A 21,748-nucleotide genomic window follows, 5' to 3' on the forward strand; every position below is an offset into this window, starting at 1 on the left:
TCTACCATGAGTCTACTTGCAAAAAATACTTGCAAAAAATAGATGTGTTAGCTAGTATTGCATTGTTGTTAAGACATTGAAAACACAATGTTTTAAAACTTATAGGGCCTATAGCTCAGTCGGTTAGAGCAGCGGACTCATAATCCGTTGGTCGACAGTTCAAGTCTGTCTGGGCCCACCAAATATATCAATCACTTAGAGATTAAATTCCTAAGTGATTTTTTATTGCCAAAATCCATGTAAGCCCTATATAGGAATTTCTTTATTTCACTCGAAATTGAGAAAGAGACTTATTTTTTCATCAAAAGTTTCTGCCAATCCTCTAGCTGATCGATTACATTAAAGTCCAAGTTTATATAAATTCTAGTCAGGTGATGAATTGCAGAATCTTCACGAATTTTCCTTGGATGAAACCTCACGTATTATCGAAATGGCATGGGAAGACCGGACACCCTTCGAAGCCATTGAACGTTTGTTTGGTTTAGATGAGTCGAAGGTGATTCGTTTAATGCGAAATCATTTAAAACCCAGTAGCTTCAAATTATGGCGTGAGCGTGTAGCAGGACGAAAAACCAAACATCTAAAATTACGTGCGCCTGAAGTCAGCCGTGCTTATTGTTCACGTCAATATAAACGCCACTGAGCAGGACGGAAATTTAAATCTAATCATCATGTATTTATATTCAAACCAGTGTTTGTGGTCAGGTCATCCACTTCATTAACGATCAGATTAGCCATTCACCGAAAGTTTGTATGGCAGTTCAATAGAAGGTTGTCCAGAAAAGACTTGAAAGTTTAAAAAATGCACGCTTTGTTGTGGTCTGTGCACTTTAGTGTTAACACACTGTTGTCATGGGCTGTTTTGGTTGCAAACTTACTATCAAACCTCGACATCAAATTACGTGATATCGTACAGAATGCATTTCAGTAAAATCTATAAAAGAACAAGGAACTGAGATGCCTCAATGCTTAAAGATAGCTGAGAGAATTTATCAAACGGTGAAAGAAAAGAAAGGGTTTACTGATGATCCCCTCGAAGATCTGAATAATTTGATGATTGAGTTAAGAAATGCCATTAAAGGAACAGAAATCAAATTATTATACAATTACATAGATTTTGCCGAGCTGATGGTCAACCCGGTTAATGATACCAATATCAAGTTAGATTTGAGCCTGATTCCTAAGAGCCGTAACTCGCAGGAATTTATCTTATGGCTGGCGGGAGCAATTGAAAAAATTACTGTAGGGGCTAAAAAAGAGCTACCACCGTTAAAAGCGAAGATCAGCTTATCTGCATATGAAAATGAAGAAAACCCAGCATCCCCCACAGTACCTGTAAATAATGGCGAAGAGATTATTGAGTATTTTAAAATAAATAAAATGGAATAATTAAAATGAAAGCCTAAAATGATGATTTAGGCTTTCATGAAATTTTATAAAAATAAAAAGAATAGATGTGTAATTTACCCCGTTCTGTATTTTAGAACATTTTTTATTTTTGATTGCTGACGATTTTTGAAATATTTTCTGTAATTTCTTTCAGCAGGTCTTTTAATTTTTTTTCGGGTGTGCCGGTATAATGACAGCGAAAATTATAGATTTTATCCTTATACCAGATGCAATAGAAAAAAGTACCGACGGGTTTTTCATGTGTTTCAGAGCCACCTTTTTTTAATAATCCGGTACAAGCCACATATAAATCAGCGAGGAAAAACTTTTTTCCTTTATGGATCATCTCTTGCGTCACTTGCATTGATTCAGCAGTGTATTGCTCAATGAGTTCTGAAGAGATCCCTAGGACATTTTCTTTGACTGTTAAATCGTAGCTGACCAAGCTTCCAATCAGGATGTCACCTGAAAAAGGACTGAGGGAAAATTGATAAGCGAGATAGCCTGCCGAAGCACTTTCAAAAAAAGCTACTTTAATCTTTTTTTGCGAGAGTTGTTTACAACACCGATTAAACATAAGCACTCCTATTAGTACTATTTTTAATAGCATCAATTTTTTAGCCATTAGAGATTTATATTGTTGAAAATTTTAGAAGTTTATTTGTGTTTTTAATGGGTTGTGTAAATTATATTGCTAAGAAAGATTTTATTAATTTGTAAATTGATTCAAAAAATAATTTTGTAATTTTTATTATAAAACTTAATGTTTTGTATTTAATCATATTTTTGTACTTATCGTGGTTTTCGGATTACTGAATTTCACAAAATTCACGTAGGAATAAACAAGCACTCACGTAAGGTGTTTTTTAGATTTCTAATTCGGAGAATGGAAATGACAGTAATCGTGAAAGACAGATTATTGAATCTCTTGCAGGGACAATTAAACAGTTATTATGAGTGGGTCGGTTTTTTTTTAGATCCCAATATTTGTGATTATGAAAAAGAAAAACACGCAGCACATTTTCTGAATAAAGAACTCGAGCAGATTGATTTATCTCTAGTGGCTTTTCCTGTTGAAATTAGCCAGATTCCCGCCTGGTGTCAGGCAGAAAATCAAACAACGGGTGTCAAATATCAAGCCTATCTAGAACGGCGGCGTGGCGGAGCTAAGCGTGAATATTTTCCCCATATCGGGCAAGCTTTTGAGTTCTTGGTCAAGATTGCACCAGTAAAGAAAGTGGATGGTGCTTGGCTGTATAGTCTACTGCAATACTGGAATGCCCCGACTTTTCATGACCTGATTCTGATTTATCTAGAAGAGTTAGGACTCGGGCAGACCAGCGCTAATCACGTCTGCATGTATGATGATTTGCTGCGTGTCTTGGGGCTCGATGATTTTGAAGATCTGCTGGAAGATCAATACTATCACCATCCGGCTATTCAGCTGGCTTTAGCATATGCACCAGCCGAGTTTATTCCTGAAATTATCGGCTTCAATTTGGGCTATGAACAGCTGCCTTTACATTTATTGATTACCAATTATGAGCTAGCGGAATTGGGGATCGATTCTAAATATTTTAATCAGCATATCACCATTGATAATCTCGACAGCGGCCATGCGTATAAGTCCATCCAAGCGGTTGAATGCTTTTCTGAAAAATATCCCGATCAGGCCCAGTTCCTGCACCGATTAAAACGAGGCTATGTACTGAATTATCGTGGAGTCAGCTCAACACAGATCATTCAGAATCTTGATCTGCAACAGTGGGTTTATAAAATTTTTAAACGGAAGGCCCGAGTGGGTCAGTTAATCCATAATGATAAATGTAAGTTCGCCAATCGATCGGTGAATCAGTGGCTTTCACAGCCGGAAAAAGTAGAACAATTCCTTGAGCATCTGGTTGAACATCGTTGGATCCAATTGAATGCCGATCCGGAACAAAGCCGTTTCTGGCAATTGATCCATCATGTCGATGGCAAGATGTATGGGGTATTTAGTCTAGCAGAACAACAGATGATCCATGACTGGATTGCGGGAGATAACGGTGGCAGCAGTTATCTGGCCTGTAAAAAAATCATGCATCAAGACCAGCACATTCAGGCCCATCTGTTCGACTATTTTGCTGATGACGAGCTGGAAACCCTACAAAATAAAATCGCTCAAGCGCATACCGTGGCGCATAAAATTTGCAAGCTGATCCCGTTTCTTGCTCCCGGACTACATCACAAAAATATCGGTCTGTGGAGTACCCAGAAATTCGTGGAATGCCTTTTCCCTTATGTGATCCATCATCCGATCTCGAACCAGCCCATTCATTTAACCCCTCAAAATATTCATTCTCCATAAAAAGGTCGTGACATGAAAGATAAAATGAAAAGTCAAAATAAAGACAATCAAAATCAAAAAAATGAGCAATTGGATCAGGTGCGTAGTGACCCAACGCATCAGGTACTCACCACCAATCAAGGAGTCAAGATTGCAGATAACCAGAATAGCCTGCGAGCTGGCATTCGTGGTTCAACCTTACTCGAAGATTTTATTCTGCGCGAAAAAATTACCCATTTCGACCATGAGCGTATTCCTGAGCGCATTGTGCACGCCCGCGGGGTCGGGGCACATGGCTATTTTAAGGCATACCCGGGTAATGAACGTTTTACGAAAGCAGGTTTTTTGACGGATCCTGATATTGAAACGCCGATTTTTGTGCGTTTTTCGACGGTGCAAGGGCCGCGTGGTTCCGCGGATACCGTGCGTGATATCCGTGGTTTTGCGATTAAATTTTATACTCAAGAGGGCAATTATGATTTGGTCGGCAATAACGTGCCGGTATTTTTTGTCCAAGATGGCATTAAATTCCCAGACTTTGTACATGCGGTGAAGCCAGAACCGGATACTGAAATTCCGACTGGTGCATCTGCGCATGATACCTTTTGGGATTTTGTTTCTCTGGTACCCGAGTCGGCCCATGCGGTGATCTGGGCTATGTCCGATCGCGCCATTCCACGTTCGCTACGCGCGATTCAGGGCTTTGGGGTGCATACTTTCCGTTTGGTAGATGCTCAAGGGAAAGGGCGTTTCGTGAAATTCCACTGGACACCGAAACAGGGCTTACAGTCTTTGCTTTGGGATGAAGCACAAAAATTGGCCGGTAAAGATCCGGATTTTCACCGCCGTGATCTGTATCAGGCCATTGAACAGGGAATTTATCCGGAATGGGAATTGGGTGTGCAGATTGTCGAAGAAGAAGATGAAATGAGTTTTGATTTTGACCTGCTTGATCCCACTAAAATTATTCCAGAAGAATTGGTGCCAATTACCCCATTGGGCCGTTTTGTACTGAACCGTAATGTTGATAATTTCTTTTCGGAAGTCGAACAGGTCGCATTCTGCCCGGGGCATATTGTGCCTGGAATTGATTTTACTAATGATCCACTGTTACAGGCGCGATTATTTTCCTATACCGATACTCAGCTGAGCCGTCTAGGCGGACCGAATTTCCATCAGATCCCGATTAACCAGCCGGTTTGCCCATTTCATAACAACCAGCGTGATGGTATGCATCAAATGCGGGTATTTAAGGGACAGTCTTCCTATCAGCCGAATTCGACAGGGGATAACTGGCCGATTGAGACGCCTCCTGCGGAGCAGAATGGCGGGTTTGAAAGTTATCAGGAGCGTATCGATGGCTCTAAAATTCGTCAGCGTAGTGAATCCTTCTCAGATCACTTTTCGCAACCACGACTGTATTATAAGAGCCTGGCACCTCATGAACAAAAGCATGTGGTGGAAGCCTATACCTTTGAGCTGAGCAAAGTCAAAAATCCTGCAATCCGTCAACGTCAGGTGCAACAGATTTTGGCCAATATTGATCCTGATCTGGCACAGCAGGTTGGTAAGAACCTAGGGATAGAAGTCATTGACCTGGAGCAAAAGTTTAAAGAAAGTCAGGTGGAAAAGTCGGCCAAACTTTCGATGCAGGCCTTTATCCCGGAAGATATCAAGGGCCGTAAGATTGCCGTGTTATTGCATGATCAGGTCTATAGTGATGGTCTGGAACAGGTCAAAGCCTGGGCGGCACAGGAAGGGGTTATCATTGAGCTGCTCACCCCAAGTGTGGCACCGGTCAAAGATGCACAGGGCAAGACACTGCCTTCTGACGGCATGCAAAGTGCAGAACCATCGATTGCGTATGATGCGGTGATTTTACCGGATGGAGCCAATCTGGATGCAGTACTGCAAGATGGCATGGTCAAACATTATCTGCTCGAGGCGTACAAACACTTAAAACCGATTGTGTTCTTGGGGAATCGGACGGCTTTCTTCGAACAGCTCGGACTCTATGAAGACGAAGGCACCTTTAGCCAAGCTGATTTTATGCAGGTGACTGAGCCATTAAAACAACTGCTGCGTCAGCACCGTGTCTGGTCTAGGGAGCCAGTAGCTGCTCTGGTTCCAGCATAAAAAACAAAGTAAAAAAAGCTCCATTAGGAGCTTTTTTTATTTAAAAATTGAAAATATTAATACCCATGCAGGCCGCTATTAAAAATAAGTCATACAATAAAGGTGAAGGTTTATAAATCAATATTATTGAACAAGACGTTTAATTTTGACTAAAGCCAGAGCAATTCGTTCAATCTGTTCATAGCCGGGTTGATCTAATTCTTCGCCAAAAACATCAGAATCTATTTCTGAATAATCATAATGAAAATCGGAATATTGATTCATGAGCTGTTTTAGTGCATTGAGAAATTTATTTCCTTGTTCATGAATTGCAACACCTGTATATAAAAACAGGCTGCCATGTGATGTTAATCTATGCATTCCTTGTTTAATAATATTAAAGGCTAAATCAGTGCCATCTAATTGGTTGCCACCATGCCGATATTGACGCTCCTGTGGATCGATTAAATAAGGAGGGTTGGTAAAAATTAAATCAAATTCACCTTGTAGCTGATTAAATAAATCACTATATAAAAATTGTATATGATTTACTCCCGCTGATTTTGCATTAATATCACTGTAAAACAATGCTTTCGGATTAATATCCGTAGCATAAATTTCCCGAATATCTGGAAACTTTCTCGCGAGGGTAATCGCAGCCGCAGAGCTTCCACAGCAAATTTCTACTATCCTGTGTGGAGAAAGCGGTTGTTGATTTAGATATTGGGTTAAATGATAGTTAAAACGATAAGTGTCTGGACCGAAGAAGACGGCGTCTTGCTCTACGGTGGGGAAAGCGGAGTGAATAAACAGTTCCTCTCCTAAACTCGCTACTCGGACGGTACTGACCCATTGCTGCTGTTGTGGCCGGATGAGTTGAGCAGCCTGTAATATATGAAATAATTCCGGTGGAAAATCAGCTGCATAAAAAGGGAGATTCCAGCCAAAAATGTCCTGGAAGCTCACTGCAGTTTGCATCGCACGCAATTTTCGATTGACAATGCGTTGATGAGACAGAGGGGTAATGACGCTAAATTGATAACGGTGCTGTTTTAAATAATCCAGTAAAAAAAGCAGAGCCTGCTGTTGCTGTGCAAGCTCAGGATGAACACTTTGATTCATGATTTTTCCTTATTTTTATTGTATAAAATCAGCCATTAATGATTTCACCTCCATTCACATGGATGACTTGTCCACTGATATAGCTGGCTCCATCACAAGCTAAAAACAAGTAGGCGGGTGCTACTTCACTCGGTTGCCCCATACGACCCATTGGGGTACTGGTACCAAACTCTGCCACAGTTTGCGCATCAAAACTGCTGGGAATTAAAGGCGTCCAGATCGGTCCTGGCGCGACGGCATTTACTCGAATCCCTTTTTTTTGTTTGAGTAAATTAGTCGACAGGCTACGGGTAAATGTGGTGATGGCACCTTTGGTACTGGCGTAATCGATGAGTTCATCATGACCACGGTAGCTGGTGATACTGGTGGTATTGATAATACTGTCGCCTTCCTGTAGATGCGGTAAAACTTTTTGCGTAAGATAGAACATTGAAAAGAAGTTGGTTTTAAAGGTTTTTTCCAACTGTCCATGACTGATTTCGCCGATATCAGACTGTTGATATTGCACACCAGCATTATTAATCAGGATATTAATCTTGCCAAAACACTGCAAAGTTTGTTCCACGCACGTTGCGGCTAGCTCTGGTTGGCTTAAGTCTCCTTCAAGCAGTAGGCAACGTTGACCTTCATTCTCAACCAGCTGCCGCGTTATTTCGGCATCCTGCTGTTCTTCTAAATAGATAATGGCAACGTCAGCACCTTCTCGGGCAAACAGCACAGCAACTGAACGTCCAATGCCACTGTCACCGCCACTGATCAGAGCAATTTTACCTTTCAGCTTGTGACTGCCTTGATAATTTTCCTTAATAATTTCGGGCTGAGGATACATACTTTCCTGTTCACCCGGTTGTTGAATTTGGGTTTGAGCTGGTGCTGAAGTAGGATAGTGGCTTTCATTATTGCTCATAAAATTGCCCGTTCTGCTAGATTTGAATAAATAAAGAAATCATGCAAGCTTTGATTGTTATATCGGGTTATAAAATGGTTTTTATTGGTTTTATTTTTATTCTTTTAATAGGATAGTGTAAGAAATAATATGAAAATGTATTTCTGAAAAATAAATGTATAGATCGAGGGGGAGATTTTTGATTTTTTATTCAATTTTTTATTGATGTGTCGTGTGTTTTTATTGTTTTATAGGAATATTTTGAGATGAGGGTAATTTATTATTTTAGGTAAACTTATTTATCTGAATGATGGAATCCGTTAATTTGACATAGAATGTTATTGGAAATTTGGAGAGGGTTTATTGTTATATAATGGATGCTTGTTCTAATTATAGGGTGCTGTTAATAGATACATTTAAAACTATTGATACAGACTAGAGATGGGGTAAGCCATTTATATCTTTTATCTTGAATTCTGTCGTGAGTTAAACGGCAAATATAATTTGAATAGAGGAAGATATAATTATGGCTAATCAAAATACTCGACACGACGATGATAATAACTCAGGAACTTCAAACCGCGGATTCGCTAGCATGGACCCGGAACGCGTACGTGAAATTGCAAGTAAAGGTGGACGTGCAGCGCATGCCAGTGGTCATGCACATGAATTCACCTCAGAGGAAGCACGCGAAGCGGGACGCGCTGCTCACGCCAGTGGTCATGCCCACGAATTTACCTCAGAAGAAGCTCGTGAAGCCGGTGCTTTAAGCCACAAAAATGATGATCGCAACGGCCGCTCAGGTGGTCGCAGCCGTTATGATGACGACGAAGATGATAACCGTGGCGGCAACCGTTCAGGCGGTCGTGGTCGCAGCCGTTATGATGATGACGAAGATGATAACCGTGGCGGCAACCGTTCAGGCGGTCGTGGCCGTAGCCGTTATGATGACGACGAAGATGACAACCGTGGCGGCAACCGTTCAGGTGGCCGTAGCCGTTATGATGAAGACGAAGATGATAACCGTGGCGGCAACCGTTCAGGTGGTCGTGGCCGTAGCCGTTATGATGACGAAGAAGATGACAACCGCGGCGGCAATCGTTCAGGCGGTCGTGGCCGTAGCCGTTATGATGAAGACGAAGATGATAACCGTGGCGGCAACCGTTCAAGCGGTCGTGGCCGTAGCCGTTATGATGACGACGAAGATGACAACCGTGGCGGCAACCGTTCAGGCGGTCGTGGCCGTAGCCGTTATGATGACGACGAAGATGATAACCGTGGCGGTAACCGTTCAAGCGGTCGTGGCCGTAGCCGTTATGATGACGACGAAGATGATAACCGTGGCGGCAATCGTTCAGGCGGTCGTGGCCGTAGCCGTTATGATGATGAAGATGATAACCGTGGCGGCAACCGTTCAGGCGGTCGTGGCCGTAGCCGTTATGATGACGACGAAGATGACAACCGCGGCGGCAACCGTTCAGGCGGTCGTGGCCGTAGCCGTTATGATGATGACGAAGATGACAACCGTGGCGGCAACCGTTCAGGCGGTCGTGGCCGTAGCCGTTATGATGACGAAGATGATGATCGTGGCAGCCGTTCAGGTAGCCGTGGCCGCGGTCAACAAAAACGTGATGAATATGGACGCTTTACCCGTGACTAAAGTACCTAACGTTTAATTGATCCTGTCTCGTTTAAGCCATATCACTAAAAAGTGGTTGGCTTAAATGAGATTTTTTGATTCAAATTTACTGTAAAATGTAGGAGAGGATAAAAAACCAGCTATTCAATGAAATGAAATAAACAATAGCTTCTCAAGCTTAGAGGAAATGTAACTTAAGGTGACTTGTGTGAGGTATTGTAAAAATAAAAAATGAATTAGCCGGACTGTTTTTTTTAATGAAAAGAGTTTTTTTAAACTGATCGATAATTATTCTGACTTTAGATACTGATGTTTAATTTCTTTCTTGTGATTGAAGTTTAATATTTTTTTGTTGTTATTCCGTGTCACTGGATGGTTTTTTCTCTTCTTTGATTTCACCAACGTGACTTAAATAAATTATGTTATAAAAATTTATAGCCTGTAACGTCATGTTGTTTTTCTGTTGGGTTGAGCATCTCCTCTTACCGTAACCACAATAATACTTACACAAAGCAATATACTTTTCACATAACTTATCAGCAAATAACAATGTGCTAGGTGTAACCGTGACGATTCTAAAAATAATGTTCAGCATTTTGTTTTTAGCAAGTGGATTGATTTGTGCGGCAATTGGAATTTTTCTCTCGGAGCTTTTCTTTATTCCTATTGGAATTTTCTTATTGTTGGTGGCCTATCTGGCTTGTGCTCATTAAGAAAATTAATTGATGTTGACTCGATGCGCATACTTTTCAGCTGGCTCGTGTTCTTTGTATACAATATCGAGTATTAAAAAAATGCTCTCATGATTGATGAGAGCATTGCCTAAGTGAGGCTAAAGGTGTGAGGGTATCTCTTATCAATTTCATAGATAAAATTTTTAGTTCTACTCGACTTCAGTTTGCTTATAGGACTTTGCATTTATCGCTTGCTGCATAGCCACATTAGGAGGGTTGATGTGAAGAGACTGTGAAAATATCCGGAATGTTACATGTTGCGCAGAAGACTAAAAACAGAAAATGCAATTTGAATAAAAGGGAAAGATTCCGGTAAAAGGGATGATAGGGTGGAAAAAAAGATTAAATTGAGTGACTGAAGATTTTATGAAGCTGTTTTTGGGTGGTTCAAATTTACGACTATGTTGACTATAAACCCCTTAAATCTGTGCTCAGCATTTTAACTAAACACTTATCCTATACGATATACCGCTGATGTGTCGTTTTCAGAAAGGCTTTAAGCACTTTCTCTTTCCACTACTTTCAATTTCCTTTTACCTTATTTACAGATCCAGTTCAGTCTACCATTTAATGTCTGCATCAGATTTGTTGTGTCTCTTGATTTTGTGACAATCATAAGAAAAATAACAATATTTCTTCAATCAGTGCAACAGGTCGCAGTATTTAAGTTATGCTGTCCTTCACACAAAATTGATTAAAGCAAACCTACAATTGCAAAAATTAGAAACTGAATCATCATTGCCAGGATTAATCCATGTTTAAATTTTTTCTGCGATGGGTAGATAGCTGGTCGGCTTGTCCAAACGATACGGAACAAGACGCTGCTGGGGGAATCGGCAGTAAAGACAGCAAAATACAATGGATGCGGATTCTGCCTTTTATCCTGTTACATCTTGCTTGTCTGGCTGTGTTTTGGGTTGGAATTTCGAGCACAGCTGTACTGTTTATGTTGGGATTTTACCTGATACGCATGTTCGCGATCACGGCCTTTTTTCATCGTTACCTGTCGCATAAAACATTTCAAACATCCCGGTTGCTGCAATTCATTTTTCTACTGATTGGGACGATGAGTGCCCAACGTGGGCCGTTATGGTGGGCTGCCCATCACCGTTACCATCATCGTTTTACCGATACGCATCAGGATCCGCATTCCTCACAGCATGGTTTCTGGTACAGCCATGTCGGCTGGTTTTTAAATGAGCAAAATTTCTCAACCCGTAAAGAGGTGATCCGCGACTGGCTGAAATATCCTGAACTGGTCTGGCTAGATCGTTTTAGTTTGCCGATTGTCCTGTTCACCGCGCTGGCAATTTATGCACTGGGGGCATGGTTGGGAAATCACTATCCCGAGCTGGGGACTTCTGGTCCGCAGCTGCTGGTGTGGGGCTTTGTGATCTCAACCGTGTTGTTGATTCATGCAACCTTGTGCATTAACTCTCTGGCCCATGTCTATGGTCGGCGTGATTTTGCCACACAGGATAATAGCCGTAACCATTGGTTATTGGCTCTGATTACCCTTGGTGAAGGCTGGCATAACAACCATCACTTTTATGCGGGCAGTGTCCGTCAGGGCTTTTATTGGTGGCAAATTGATATCACCTATTATGTGTTGAAATTCATGTCTTGGCTGGGTTTGGTCTGGGGCTTGAAACCTGTCCCTGCACGAGTCTATGCCACAAAAATAACATCGCCGCTGGCTTTGCAGCAGCAGAATATTCAGGATCAGGAGACACCATGAAAATCGCGATCATTGGTTCCGGTATTTCAGGCATGTATGCCGCATGGAAATTGGCCTCACAGCATGAGGTCACCCTGTATGAAAAAAACAGTTATTTCGGCGGCCATACGGATACTCATCAATTTTGTCTCGGTGGAAAACAGGTCGCTGTTGATAGTGGATTTATCGTATTTAATGAATATAACTATCCGCTCTTTAGCCAGATGCTTAGCCAGTTGGGGGTAGCCGTGCAGAAAAGCAATATGAGTTTTTCTGTCAATAATCTGGTAACGGGCCTGCAATACAATCCTTCAAAAAAATGGTCATTGGTCACCCGACCGCAGAATCTACTGAAAAAAAGTTTCCGTCTGATGCTGAGTGATCTGCTGCGGTTTTATGAGCAAAATAAAAACATCGTGCTGGATGATTACTCACCGGACTATACGCTGGAAGAATATCTGGATGAACATGGATATTCTGAGGTGTTCCGGCAGGAGCATTTGTACCCGATGTGCGGAGCACTCTGGTCAAGTCCGATTGAGCAGATTGGCCGTATTCCATACAAATTTGTGGTGAGTTTTTTTCAGCATCACCGCATGCTGCAACTAAAAGAACGACCTGAATGGCTTACGGTACAGGGCGGTGCAGCCCAGTATATCGAGGCCATCCGAACTCAATGCCCAACCTTACAATGGAAAAATGCTGAAGTGTTGAGCGTAAAGCGCGGGGGGAGACACGTCGAGGTCAGAACAGCAGAACAAGCCGAACACTATGACCGGGTAATTTTTGCTAGCCATGCCGATGATACCTTGCAGCTGCTGGCGGATCCGACTAAAGATGAAATCGAAGTTTTATCCCAATTCTGCTATCAGGACAACCGCATGGTGGTTCATACCGACCAGTCGATCATGCCAAAACAGAAATCACAGTGGGCGAGCTGGCATGTGCATGTGACACAAGATGAGCAGGACAACATTCATTACGGCTTTAGCTACTGGATGAACAACCTGCAAAAACTGGAGTGTAAACCACAAGTCTTTGCCACCCTTAATCCGAACTTGCCGATTCGTGCCGACAAGATTCTGATCGAACGCCATTATCGTCATCCTGTGTTTGACCAGCAGGCCATTAAAGCCCAGTCAAAATGGTACAAGATCAATGGTGTAAATAATACCTTGTTCTGTGGCGCATATTGGGGCTGGGGTTTCCATGAGGATGGTGCACGCAGTGCCGAGCGCGTTGTACAGCTTTTATCCCGTGAAAAGACCCAGAGCCAGAAGGCTTATGAGCATGTTTGAAGCACCGCTGGCGATTGCACAAAGTACCATCCGGCATCGACGTTATGTGCCTAAAGCACATGATTTCACTGCGACGTTAGATTATCTATGCTTTGATCCAGATCAGCTAGATCACTTAACCCGAGCATCCTGGCTATGGTCTAGCCAGAAATGTAATCTGTTGAGTTTACATCCACAAGACTTTCTAGCGGGTTACAGCGGTGATTTACGTGAAAAACTGGCCAAGGTGCTGATGCATCAGGCGAATTATGTACTGCCAGCATCTGCGCTGATCCGGATTCTGACTTTACCCCGCAGTATGGGATTTCGCTTTAATTCGGTGGTGTTCTATTTTATTGCTGATGCTTGCCAGCAACTATTATTTATCGTGAGTGAGATTACCAACACACCCTGGAATGAGCGCAAGGTTTATGTGCATGACTGCCGTATGACAGCACAGCGTCATCCACCTTATCAACGCTATCAGTTCGATTTTGACAAAAGCTTTCATGTTTCGCCCTTTATGCCCATGACACTGCATTATCGCTGGCACTTTAGTTTCTCGCCTGAACAGTCCTGCATTCATATGCAACTGATTGAGAATGAAAAACTCATTTTTGATGCCACCATGCGCTTTGTGCTGCATGCCATCACAACGCCTTCACAGCAAGCAGCCTATGCTGTGAAAAGTGCACTGCAACCGTTGAAAATGCTTGGCCTGATTTATCTACATGCGTATCGGTTGTGGTGCAAAAAAATTCCGTTTTACCGGCACCCGAAAAAGATTAAGGATGTATAAACAATATGAAATCACTCATTTTTGGTGAAAATACGTCACTTCCTCTCGCGCTACGCAGCCTGAAACTGCTGCGTCATGGACAGATTCGTTTTCATGGGGTGTTTAACGGCTGTGTCGGTGAAGCATCAGACTTATATGCAGAAATAGAAGTCCATGATCGGCGTTTACTGGAACTGGTGTTTAAAAATGGGGTACTCGGAGCCGCAGAAGGGTATATCAACGGTTACTGGTCGAGTGAGCATCTGGTCGAGCTGATCCGAATTTTGGCACGTAATCGCGAAATTCTGGATCGTATGAACCAGCATCCACTGGCGCAGGCCAGTCAGTGGCTACTCAAGGCATGGTATCAGTCACGCAAGAATTCGCTTTCCGGTAGCCGTAAAAACATTGCCGAGCACTATGACCTCAGCAATGACTTTTTTAAGCTGTTTCTGGATGACAGTCTGATGTATTCCAGTGCGGTGTTTAAAGATCCAGACATGAGTCTGGAACAGGCCTCTGAGCTGAAAAAAGAATTGATCTGTCAAAAGTTACAACTGAAACCGTTGGATCATCTGGTGGAAATTGGCAGTGGCTGGGGCGGTTTTGCCATTTACGCCGCCCAGAACTATGGCTGCAAGGTCACCACCATTACCATTTCACAGGCGCAATACGATGAAGCTGTGGCACGGGTACAGGCCGCCGGTTTGGCTCACCGGGTCAATGTGCAGTTACAGGACTACCGTACGCTGGAAGGCAAGTTTGACAAGCTGGTGTCGATCGAAATGATTGAGGCAGTAGGGGCAGACTATCTGCCGACCTATTTCAACAAATGCCGTGAGTTGTTGAAACCGAATGGTCTGGCCCTGATTCAGGCGATTACCATTGAAGATGCGCGCTATGAAAAAGCCCTGAAAACTGTGGACTATATTAAGCGTTACATTTTCCCGGGCAGTTTTATTCCGTGTATCAGCGTACTGACACAAACGGCTTCAGAACAGAAATTACGTTTAAAACAGCTCGATGATATTGGGCAGAGTTATGCCTTGACCTTATATCACTGGCGCAAACGTTTCTTGACGGCACGTGAGCAGGTTCTCGCGCTAGGTTTTGATGAATCGTTTATCCGGATGTGGGATTTCTATCTGTGCTATTGCGAAGGCGGATTCCGCGAAGGTGTGATCAGTGATGTGCATTTGCTGTTTGAAGCGAGTGCCTACTAGGCCAGAAGATTCACCCGCGAATCTCAGGAGTATTGCATGCAATGGTCACTATTATTCTATCTTGATTTAGGCATCATGTTGCTCTGCTGGCTGCTGTGTAGCCGGAATCGGCGTGCTGGTCTGGTAGATGCTGCATGGAGCTTTTGTATTCTGCTGAATATCCTGATCACCCTGTTGTTTTTCGCGCAAGCACCCTGGGCGGTTCGCTGGATACTTGGGCTGTGCAGTGCATTGTGGTTTGCACGGCTGAGTTGGCATTTGCTGCGCCGTTATGCGCAAGAAAAACAAGAAGACCGTCGTTATGCCAACATGCGCCGCGCGATGGGAGGCTATCAGCATCTGGGTTTTTTGCTATTTTTTATTTTTCAGGTAGGACTGTCAATTCTATTTTCAGCGCCAATAGTCAGTCTGCTGCAGCTTCCGGCTGAACAGTGGCAGAACGGTTGGCCGATTGCACTGGTCGTAGCTATTGTAGTGATGGCAGTCGCCTTTATCGGTGAAAGTATGGCTGATCAACAATTGTACCGTTTTAAACAAAACCCTGCCAACCAGGGCAAAACGCTCGATCAAGGTTTGTGGCGTTACTCGCGCCATCCCAATTATTTTTTTGAATGGTTGCACTGGTTTGCCTATCCACTAGTTGGATTGGCCGCTGGCATGTACTGGTTATGGATTTACCCGCTATTGATGTGGCTATTTTTGTACTACATCACCGGAATTCCATTCAGTGAGCAGCAGGCGTTAAGAAACCGGGGACAGAATTATCGTGATTATCAGTCCAGAACTTCAATCTTTATTCCGTGGAAACCCAAACAGTAGGTAACAGCATGGATTTTATGATTCAACAATCGCTCAAACTGATTGAGCAGGGCATTATTCCTGATCAGGCGATTCGTGCCGCAATTCGGACCTTGTGTAAAAAACGTCTGGCTCAGGAGGGACGTTATGATCCCGAGCGTGCCGCACAACGCTATATGCAGGTTTTGCAGGATCTGAAACGGAGCGCAATTGCGATTGAAACCGATAAGGCCAATGAACAGCACTATGAATTGCCTACGGCTTTTTTTCAGGCCGTACTGGGCAAACGCTTGAAATATAGCGCCTGTTATTTTGCCGACAAGCACACTTCTTTAAATGATGCTGAAGAGGCAGCACTCCGTCTGTATAGTCAGCGTGCCCAATTACAGGATGGCCAACAGATTTTGGAGTTGGGGTGTGGTTGGGGGTCATTCACCTTGTGGATGGCCGAGCATTATCCGAATGCGAAAATCACCGCGGTTTCTAATTCGGCGACCCAGCGTGAGTATATTGAAGCACAAGCCAAAGCGCGAAATTTCAATAACCTCACGGTGATCACTCAGGATGTCAATTTGCTTGAGCTGCCGGTAGAATCATTTGACCGTGTGGTTTCGGTGGAAATGTTCGAGCATGTGCGCAATTATGCAAAGCTGTTTGAAAAAATCCAGCGTTGGCTGAAACCTGAAGGGCGTTTGTGGTGTCATATTTTCTGCCATCGCTTTTTGCACTATCCGTTTGAAAGCAAAACAGAATATGATTGGATGTCACGCTACTTTTTCAGTGGTGGCCTGATGCCAGCAACCAGTACCTTTTTGCATTTTCAGCAACATTTACAGTTGGAACAGCATTGGCAATGGTCAGGCGAACATTACCAGCGCACAGCCAATGCCTGGTTGGACAATATGGATCAACAGCAACAGCATCTCAAACCGCTCTTCACCCAGATTTATGGCAATGACGCCCAGATCTGGTGGCAGCGCTGGCGGATCTTCTTTATGGCCTGTGCCGAACTGTTTGGTTTGGAGCAAGGTCAGGAGTGGGTGATCGGTCATTACCTGTTCCGTAAAAATGAACTGCTCACAGATTCAAAATAATGCTCAAGGGACGCCATCATGAAAATTGCAGCTCTACAGACCGCTAAGGTGTCGCGTCCCCTCAGCAAAATGTTTAATCGCTATTATTGGCTGCAAATCGGGCTGATCGCGCTGTCGATCATTATCGGATTGAGCTGTAGCGCCTGGGTAATTAAAGGCTCTCTGCTCAAGACCGCACTTGAGCAGGAGATGCAGCATTACTGGATGCGAGTAGAGCGTGATCCACAGGCGCCCTTACCGGATACCAAAAATCTGTATGGTTATCGCTGGATCGAGCAAAGACCCACACGCTTGCAGAGTTTAACGCTTGAGGAAGGCGTACATCGTATTTATATCGATGGAAAAGAACGGATGACGGTGTATGGAGAGCGTTATGGTCAGCATGTCTTATTGGTCTTTGGTGAAAGTAACGTCAACAAGTTGATTTGGCTGTTCGGTCTGGCGCCGCTGATGTTTAGCCTGATTGTGTTGTACAGTTTCTTATGGTGGTCGAATCGCCGTGCACGCCGTTACTTTTCTCCCATTACCCGTTTAGCCAATGCACTAGAACAGATTGATTGGGAACATCAGCTAAAACAACCCTCACCCTTTCAAGATATCAATACCGATGGCAATCTCGAAGCGGCTTACCTGAAACAGGCCTTGGAGCAATATCACGCCGTATTAATCGATTTTATTCGGCGTGAGCGGGAGTTTAGTGGCGATGTCAGTCATGAACTACGCACACCATTAACTATTTTACGTGGCAATGTTCAGCTCTGTCAGGCGCGTTATGGCCATGACCGTGCTTTAACGCGTTTGAGCAATACCATTGAAGACATGGAGTTGCTGGTGGATACCTTACTGGCGATTGCACGTAACACCACCAACACACTGACAGCCGAACACAGCAAAGTTTCGACCATCATTCAAGAACTGGTACAAGACCTGGCGCCTGTCGGACGCTCTAAAGGCATTGAGATTTTCTATACACTGGAGGAACCGGAACAGACAAGGTTACTCTATCCGTCCATGAGCAAAATGGTGTTTAGTAATATCTTGCGTAACGCATTAAATTACTCACAGGGTGCGACTGTTCAGATTTTACAGAGAAAAAACCAGATTCTGATTGCGGATGATGGGATTGGGATTGATCTGCCAGATGACAGTAAAGTCACAGAACTATCAGAAAGTCAGTCCCTGCTGAAGCCCAAAGGCCATGGTATTGGTCTGCAGTTGGTGCAGAAACTATGTAAACAGCTGGGATGGCGTGTGGAGCTGTTTGACCGAGAATATTATTTGAATATTCATCCCGAGCTGCAGTTAGCAGCTACATCTGGGCTGATTGTGGTGGTTTATCTGGCTCAGGACTGATCCTGATCCAGACATAAACGGAAACCAACACTGGATACAGTGTGAATCAATTTCTGCTCAAAGGGTTTGTCCAGCAGTTTTCTCAGATTATAGATATGGCTTCGCAACGCGTCGCTTTCCGGTTCCTCATCCCCCCAGAGCTCGGCCATAATTTCCTGTTTGCTGATCACTTGTGGGGAGTTGCGCATCAGAATTTTGAGTAATTTAAACTGGATTGGAGGCAATTCAATCTGTTTTCCTGCTCGGGTCACGTTTTGCAGGCGTTGATCCAGAATCAGGTCGTGAACCTGTAATTTGCTATTGGACACTTCTCCGAGGGCACGTTTAATCAAGGCTCGTATACGGACGACCAGTTCATTAAAATCGAAAGGTTTAACCAGATAATCATCGGTTCCGGCTGCAAAACCTCGCAGTTTATCATCCAGCGTATCGCGTGCGGTAAGCATGAGAACCGGCAATGATAAACCATGTTCATTGCGTAACCAGTGGCACAGGTCATAGCCGGAGCCATCCGGTAAATTGATATCCAATAACAACAGGTGATAGTGCTGCTGCTTGAGCAGGTTTTTTGCCGATTCTAGATTGCGCGCATGATCAACGACATAACCATGGGCTTCCAGGAACTCGCAAACGGTCGATGCCAGTTCATAATGGTCTTCAACCATTAAAATAAAATGATGGGTCATGGCTCACATCACGCTACGGTCAGTTCAGAAGTTGTTGTTTCAATTTAACATTAAACGGTTTGGAACCGAACCAGATTAAAAAATATTGATTGGCCTGTGCACTTTGTAGTGAACCCAGAATTTGCCGGTTGAGTGCAAGGGTTATGCGCTGTTGATCCTGCTGATAGGACAGGCTGTATAAATCGCCGGGTTTAACCGCTTTGTACCACTGCGTGATCCGGTGCAGCTCGGACTTTTCGGAAAAATTTTGCAGGTTGCGCTGTAAAAAATGCGTGGCTGCACGCTTAAAAGCCCAATCCGGTATGCTGTGGCTGTAGGCAAAATCGACCCGAATGGATTGGCGGTTCCACAGCTGTTGGCAATCTTCAGCAAAATAGCTGGCTCGACCAATCGTTTTTGTGCCGAGCTGTAAAGGGGCTGAACTACACTGTTGCAATCCGGCTGCATAAGCAGCAGATTGAACAGTGAATGCAGCCAGCCCCAATATGATTAGTGAGACTTTTTGAATGGTAGCAGCCATGAATAAACGCCTCCGACATATGGTAATGAACGGTATAAGCCATTGGTTGGGTCCCAGTAGTCTTGCTGGAAAATAATCTGTTGAGCCGGATTCACCTTGATTTCACTCATGCCATAGGACTGCATGGTTTTGTTTTTACCGAAGATTTTAAAGTCATAGGCCATATACCAGTGCACATAGGCAGAATCCTGATGATAAGTGGCACTGACCAGCTGCACATTGACATTGCTGACCCGCTGGTTCATCCCTTTAAAGTGCTGCATCAGGGCTGTTTTATGATTAAATTGTGATAGGGTGTCATTAATAAACAGCCGGTCTGCGTACAGTTGATCCACATTTTTTATGAAGGATGGGGTACCTAGGGTATTAAAAGTCGCAACAAAGTTTGTTCCGATTTGGGTGGCTTGCGTCTGATCAAGCGTAACACCCTGAATATTCTGTTTGGCTATACGATAATCTGAAGTTGAACTCGGCACGCTTTTACAGCCGATGAGTGATAGCACTGCCAACATTGGAATACTTAGTTTTTGCAAGGTCTTCATTTTTCACCTCCCTCAAGCATAATTTCATGAAAAGAAATTACGCAATTGGCTGTGAATGGAGTGTGAATGGGGCGGGAGTGAAGCGCTAGAAATGCGACTAAAGGATTAGTTGTCGATTATAGAAAAAACTTAAAAAGGGAAAGCTGTTCAAGCTGCATGGAAAAATCGACAGGATCAAGCTGATTAGTTTTTCGGGGAAGGAAAGCTTAAAAAAATGGTATGAGCTAACCTAACACTGATTTTTCTTAATGCTTGTATTAATTTATAAAACTGCAGATAAAAAAATACCCGCATAACGCGGGTATTTTCCAAACCAGTCAAAAAATATATGAGGGTAATGACCAGTTTTGTCCACTAGGAGCAGATTGTTGTTCTTATTAGTCAAGAACAATACTAGGACGGCAATTCACTTCGACTAAAGTATACAAAAACTGTCGGGATTGCAAGTGCTCTCTCGAATCACAAGCAAGAAAAATTGTAAAAATGCAACTGTGTCACCCGACATATAACGAGGAAAGATCGAAAATTTCTCTTATCTATTTGAAAATAAATCTCTTCATATTTCTTGCTGATCTTAAGTGAGCTTTTCTTCGGTAGATGTTTACATATTTAGGTAATTTTCAACTGTGCATTCATCGTAAAATGTTTGAAATATTGTGATATAAGTCATATTATTTTAATCAAGCAGGTAGTGGAGCACTGTTAAATGTTTCCGCTGACCGTTTTTAGTGTAGGGAGAGAAATCATGGAAAATACGGTTGTTGAACTCATCGCACCAGTACACTTAGAAAAACAAGGGTGTGCACCTATTGATTTTAATCCGGGCACACTATTTCGCGTAATTTTGGAATATAGAGAGAGCTTCTTGGTTAAAGCGGATAGTGGTTTCACTTTTATTCTACATACGCATCAAGAGAATAAAGTTTGGAAAAAATTTGCTTGCTAATGCACTGCATCTAAGTTGATTTTTATCGATACAAGGACCTTTAATTGGTCCTTTTTTATTGGTTTTACTGTAAATAGCCTAAGTATTTTAATGCCCATCTTTTGATTATTCAAATACGCCACATATAACTATGCTAATTTTAGCTTTATCACCAACCACTGTGCTTCATTATGGAATGGATCATCACTAAATATTTAATTACGGCGACTTTGGTGGTCGTGATTAGCGAAATTGCCAAACGCAGTGACAAGTTGGGTGGGCTGATTGCCGCATTGCCATTGGTGACACTTTTAACCCTGTTTTGGCTGTATTTTGAACGTCAACCAACCGAGAAAATCGCCAGTCATGCCTACTATACGTTTTGGTATGTACTGCCAACCCTGCCGATGTTTTTTGTGTTTCCGATGTTGTTAGAAAAATTTGGCTTTTGGGGAGCGATTGGGTTGAGTGTTGTCATCACCCTTCTCTGTTTTATCGGTTTGGCGTATGCGATTAAACCCTTCGGGATCGAATTGCTGCCTTAATGATTGATCTGTCTGGCCTTATAAGTCACAGGATTTTGCAGCAGAGTGCATTCAACTCGCTGAATAATCGTTATCATAT

20 protein-coding genes and 1 tRNA gene are annotated in these 21,748 nt (G+C 43.1%); 15 read left to right on the forward strand and 6 right to left on the reverse strand.

Annotated elements, in window-relative coordinates:
- The first annotated feature begins 104 nt into the window (after positions 1–104).
- The 3 genes from PGW99_RS04435 (at position 105) to PGW99_RS04445 (ending at position 1,389) form a co-directional block, all read left to right on the forward strand.
- A tRNA-Ile gene (locus PGW99_RS04435) sits at positions 105–181 on the forward strand.
- A gap of 222 nt (positions 182–403) precedes the next feature.
- On the forward strand, positions 404–643 hold the full coding sequence (locus tag PGW99_RS04440) for a TIGR03643 family protein (protein ID WP_326518218.1): 240 nt from the start codon (positions 404–406) through the stop codon (positions 641–643).
- Between the two features lie 314 nt (positions 644–957).
- Positions 958–1,389, forward strand: coding sequence for a hypothetical protein (locus tag PGW99_RS04445; protein WP_273778943.1), 432 nt, complete (start codon positions 958–960; stop codon positions 1,387–1,389).
- 103 nt (positions 1,390–1,492) lie between these two features.
- Here the strand turns inward: PGW99_RS04445 and PGW99_RS04450 are convergent, their stop codons facing one another.
- Positions 1,493–1,966, reverse strand: coding sequence for a CinA family protein (locus PGW99_RS04450; protein ID WP_273778944.1), 474 nt, complete (start codon positions 1,964–1,966; stop codon positions 1,493–1,495).
- Between the two features lie 315 nt (positions 1,967–2,281).
- Here PGW99_RS04450 and PGW99_RS04455 point away from each other — a divergent pair, with 315 nt between their 5' ends.
- Both PGW99_RS04455 and katE read left to right on the forward strand, forming a co-directional pair.
- Positions 2,282–3,736, forward strand: coding sequence for an iron-containing redox enzyme family protein (locus PGW99_RS04455; protein ID WP_273778945.1), 1,455 nt, complete (start codon positions 2,282–2,284; stop codon positions 3,734–3,736).
- 24 nt (positions 3,737–3,760) lie between these two features.
- The gene (gene katE, locus PGW99_RS04460) at positions 3,761–5,851 is read left to right on the forward strand and encodes a catalase HPII (RefSeq protein WP_273778946.1); all 2,091 of its coding nucleotides are present in this window, start codon (positions 3,761–3,763) and stop codon (positions 5,849–5,851) included.
- Between the two features lie 123 nt (positions 5,852–5,974).
- Here the strand turns inward: katE and PGW99_RS04465 are convergent, their stop codons facing one another.
- Positions 5,975–6,952 (reverse strand): class I SAM-dependent methyltransferase, encoded by a 978-nt coding sequence (locus tag PGW99_RS04465; protein ID WP_273778947.1) that lies wholly within the window; start codon positions 6,950–6,952, stop codon positions 5,975–5,977.
- A gap of 28 nt (positions 6,953–6,980) precedes the next feature.
- Positions 6,981–7,859, reverse strand: coding sequence for an SDR family oxidoreductase (locus PGW99_RS04470; protein WP_273778948.1), 879 nt, complete (start codon positions 7,857–7,859; stop codon positions 6,981–6,983).
- 505 nt (positions 7,860–8,364) lie between these two features.
- Here PGW99_RS04470 and PGW99_RS04475 point away from each other — a divergent pair.
- From PGW99_RS04475 to PGW99_RS04510, 8 genes are all read left to right on the forward strand, one after another.
- The gene (locus PGW99_RS04475; RefSeq protein WP_273778949.1) at positions 8,365–9,498 is read left to right on the forward strand and encodes a KGG domain-containing protein; all 1,134 of its coding nucleotides are present in this window, start codon (positions 8,365–8,367) and stop codon (positions 9,496–9,498) included.
- A gap of 1,467 nt (positions 9,499–10,965) precedes the next feature.
- On the forward strand, positions 10,966–11,949 hold the full coding sequence (locus PGW99_RS04480) for an acyl-CoA desaturase (RefSeq protein WP_273778951.1): 984 nt from the start codon (positions 10,966–10,968) through the stop codon (positions 11,947–11,949).
- Positions 11,946–13,226 (forward strand): NAD(P)/FAD-dependent oxidoreductase, encoded by a 1,281-nt coding sequence (locus tag PGW99_RS04485; RefSeq protein WP_273778952.1) that lies wholly within the window; start codon positions 11,946–11,948, stop codon positions 13,224–13,226. Before PGW99_RS04480 ends, PGW99_RS04485 begins: the two co-directional genes overlap by 4 nt.
- Positions 13,219–14,004, forward strand: coding sequence for a DUF1365 domain-containing protein (locus PGW99_RS04490; protein ID WP_273778953.1), 786 nt, complete (start codon positions 13,219–13,221; stop codon positions 14,002–14,004). The genes PGW99_RS04485 and PGW99_RS04490 overlap by 8 nt, the downstream gene beginning before the upstream one ends.
- Before the next feature lie 5 nt (positions 14,005–14,009).
- Positions 14,010–15,206, forward strand: a complete 1,197-nt coding sequence (locus PGW99_RS04495; RefSeq protein WP_273778955.1) for an SAM-dependent methyltransferase — start codon at positions 14,010–14,012, stop codon at positions 15,204–15,206.
- A gap of 36 nt (positions 15,207–15,242) precedes the next feature.
- Positions 15,243–16,025, forward strand: a complete 783-nt coding sequence (locus tag PGW99_RS04500; protein ID WP_273778956.1) for a DUF1295 domain-containing protein — start codon at positions 15,243–15,245, stop codon at positions 16,023–16,025.
- An 8-nt stretch (positions 16,026–16,033) separates the two neighbouring features.
- On the forward strand, positions 16,034–17,098 hold the full coding sequence (locus tag PGW99_RS04505) for an SAM-dependent methyltransferase (protein WP_273778957.1): 1,065 nt from the start codon (positions 16,034–16,036) through the stop codon (positions 17,096–17,098).
- A gap of 18 nt (positions 17,099–17,116) precedes the next feature.
- Positions 17,117–18,451 (forward strand): sensor histidine kinase, encoded by a 1,335-nt coding sequence (locus PGW99_RS04510; protein ID WP_273778958.1) that lies wholly within the window; start codon positions 17,117–17,119, stop codon positions 18,449–18,451.
- Here the strand turns inward: PGW99_RS04510 and PGW99_RS04515 are convergent.
- From PGW99_RS04515 to PGW99_RS04525, 3 genes are read right to left on the reverse strand one after another with little or no spacing between them, the layout of a single operon-like run.
- Positions 18,442–19,137, reverse strand: coding sequence for a response regulator transcription factor (locus tag PGW99_RS04515; RefSeq protein ID WP_273778960.1), 696 nt, complete (start codon positions 19,135–19,137; stop codon positions 18,442–18,444). The two genes, PGW99_RS04510 and PGW99_RS04515, sit on opposite strands and share 10 nt — an antisense overlap.
- Positions 19,138–19,156: 19 nt before the next feature.
- Positions 19,157–19,657 carry a chalcone isomerase family protein gene (locus PGW99_RS04520; RefSeq protein WP_273778961.1) on the reverse strand — a complete coding sequence of 167 codons (501 nt, stop codon included), beginning with the start codon at positions 19,655–19,657 and terminating at the stop codon, positions 19,157–19,159.
- Positions 19,627–20,199: a nuclear transport factor 2 family protein gene (locus PGW99_RS04525; protein WP_273778962.1), complete on the reverse strand. Its 573-nt coding sequence runs from the start codon at positions 20,197–20,199 to the stop codon at positions 19,627–19,629. The genes PGW99_RS04520 and PGW99_RS04525 overlap by 31 nt, the downstream gene beginning before the upstream one ends.
- Positions 20,200–20,944: 745 nt before the next feature.
- On the opposite strand from PGW99_RS04525, the gene PGW99_RS04530 reads away from it, so the two are divergent.
- Positions 20,945–21,145: a hypothetical protein gene (locus PGW99_RS04530; protein WP_273778963.1), complete on the forward strand. Its 201-nt coding sequence runs from the start codon at positions 20,945–20,947 to the stop codon at positions 21,143–21,145.
- Between the two features lie 170 nt (positions 21,146–21,315).
- The gene (locus PGW99_RS04535; RefSeq protein ID WP_273778964.1) at positions 21,316–21,669 is read left to right on the forward strand and encodes a DUF3147 family protein; all 354 of its coding nucleotides are present in this window, start codon (positions 21,316–21,318) and stop codon (positions 21,667–21,669) included.
- Positions 21,670–21,748: the final 79 nt, after the last annotated feature.

The sequence above is a fragment of the Acinetobacter sp. GSS19 genome, assembly GCF_028621895.1.
Classification (GTDB): Bacteria; Pseudomonadota; Gammaproteobacteria; order Pseudomonadales; family Moraxellaceae; genus Acinetobacter.

What these genes read in the sequence shown, in the direction of transcription:
- PGW99_RS04445 (WP_273778943.1), top strand. Translation starts at nt 958, where the DNA reads ATGCCTCAATGCTTAAAGATAGCTGAGAGAATTTATCAAACGGTGAAA.
- PGW99_RS04455 (WP_273778945.1), top strand. Translation starts at nt 2,282, where the DNA reads ATGACAGTAATCGTGAAAGACAGATTATTGAATCTCTTGCAGGGACAA.
- PGW99_RS04535 (WP_273778964.1), top strand. Translation starts at nt 21,316, where the DNA reads ATGGAATGGATCATCACTAAATATTTAATTACGGCGACTTTGGTGGTC.
- PGW99_RS04505 (WP_273778957.1), top strand. Translation starts at nt 16,034, where the DNA reads ATGGATTTTATGATTCAACAATCGCTCAAACTGATTGAGCAGGGCATT.
- PGW99_RS04485 (WP_273778952.1), top strand. Translation starts at nt 11,946, where the DNA reads ATGAAAATCGCGATCATTGGTTCCGGTATTTCAGGCATGTATGCCGCA.
- PGW99_RS04490 (WP_273778953.1), top strand. Translation starts at nt 13,219, where the DNA reads ATGTTTGAAGCACCGCTGGCGATTGCACAAAGTACCATCCGGCATCGA.
- PGW99_RS04470 (WP_273778948.1), bottom strand. Translation starts at nt 7,859, where the DNA reads ATGAGCAATAATGAAAGCCACTATCCTACTTCAGCACCAGCTCAAACC.
- katE (WP_273778946.1), top strand. Translation starts at nt 3,761, where the DNA reads ATGAAAAGTCAAAATAAAGACAATCAAAATCAAAAAAATGAGCAATTG.
- PGW99_RS04500 (WP_273778956.1), top strand. Translation starts at nt 15,243, where the DNA reads ATGCAATGGTCACTATTATTCTATCTTGATTTAGGCATCATGTTGCTC.
- PGW99_RS04530 (WP_273778963.1), top strand. Translation starts at nt 20,945, where the DNA reads ATGGAAAATACGGTTGTTGAACTCATCGCACCAGTACACTTAGAAAAA.
- PGW99_RS04510 (WP_273778958.1), top strand. Translation starts at nt 17,117, where the DNA reads ATGAAAATTGCAGCTCTACAGACCGCTAAGGTGTCGCGTCCCCTCAGC.
- PGW99_RS04480 (WP_273778951.1), top strand. Translation starts at nt 10,966, where the DNA reads ATGTTTAAATTTTTTCTGCGATGGGTAGATAGCTGGTCGGCTTGTCCA.
- PGW99_RS04495 (WP_273778955.1), top strand. Translation starts at nt 14,010, where the DNA reads ATGAAATCACTCATTTTTGGTGAAAATACGTCACTTCCTCTCGCGCTA.
- PGW99_RS04450 (WP_273778944.1), bottom strand. Translation starts at nt 1,966, where the DNA reads ATGTTTAATCGGTGTTGTAAACAACTCTCGCAAAAAAAGATTAAAGTA.
- PGW99_RS04475 (WP_273778949.1), top strand. Translation starts at nt 8,365, where the DNA reads ATGGCTAATCAAAATACTCGACACGACGATGATAATAACTCAGGAACT.
- PGW99_RS04525 (WP_273778962.1), bottom strand. Translation starts at nt 20,199, where the DNA reads ATGAAGACCTTGCAAAAACTAAGTATTCCAATGTTGGCAGTGCTATCA.
- PGW99_RS04520 (WP_273778961.1), bottom strand. Translation starts at nt 19,657, where the DNA reads ATGGCTGCTACCATTCAAAAAGTCTCACTAATCATATTGGGGCTGGCT.
- PGW99_RS04465 (WP_273778947.1), bottom strand. Translation starts at nt 6,952, where the DNA reads ATGAATCAAAGTGTTCATCCTGAGCTTGCACAGCAACAGCAGGCTCTG.
- PGW99_RS04515 (WP_273778960.1), bottom strand. Translation starts at nt 19,137, where the DNA reads ATGACCCATCATTTTATTTTAATGGTTGAAGACCATTATGAACTGGCA.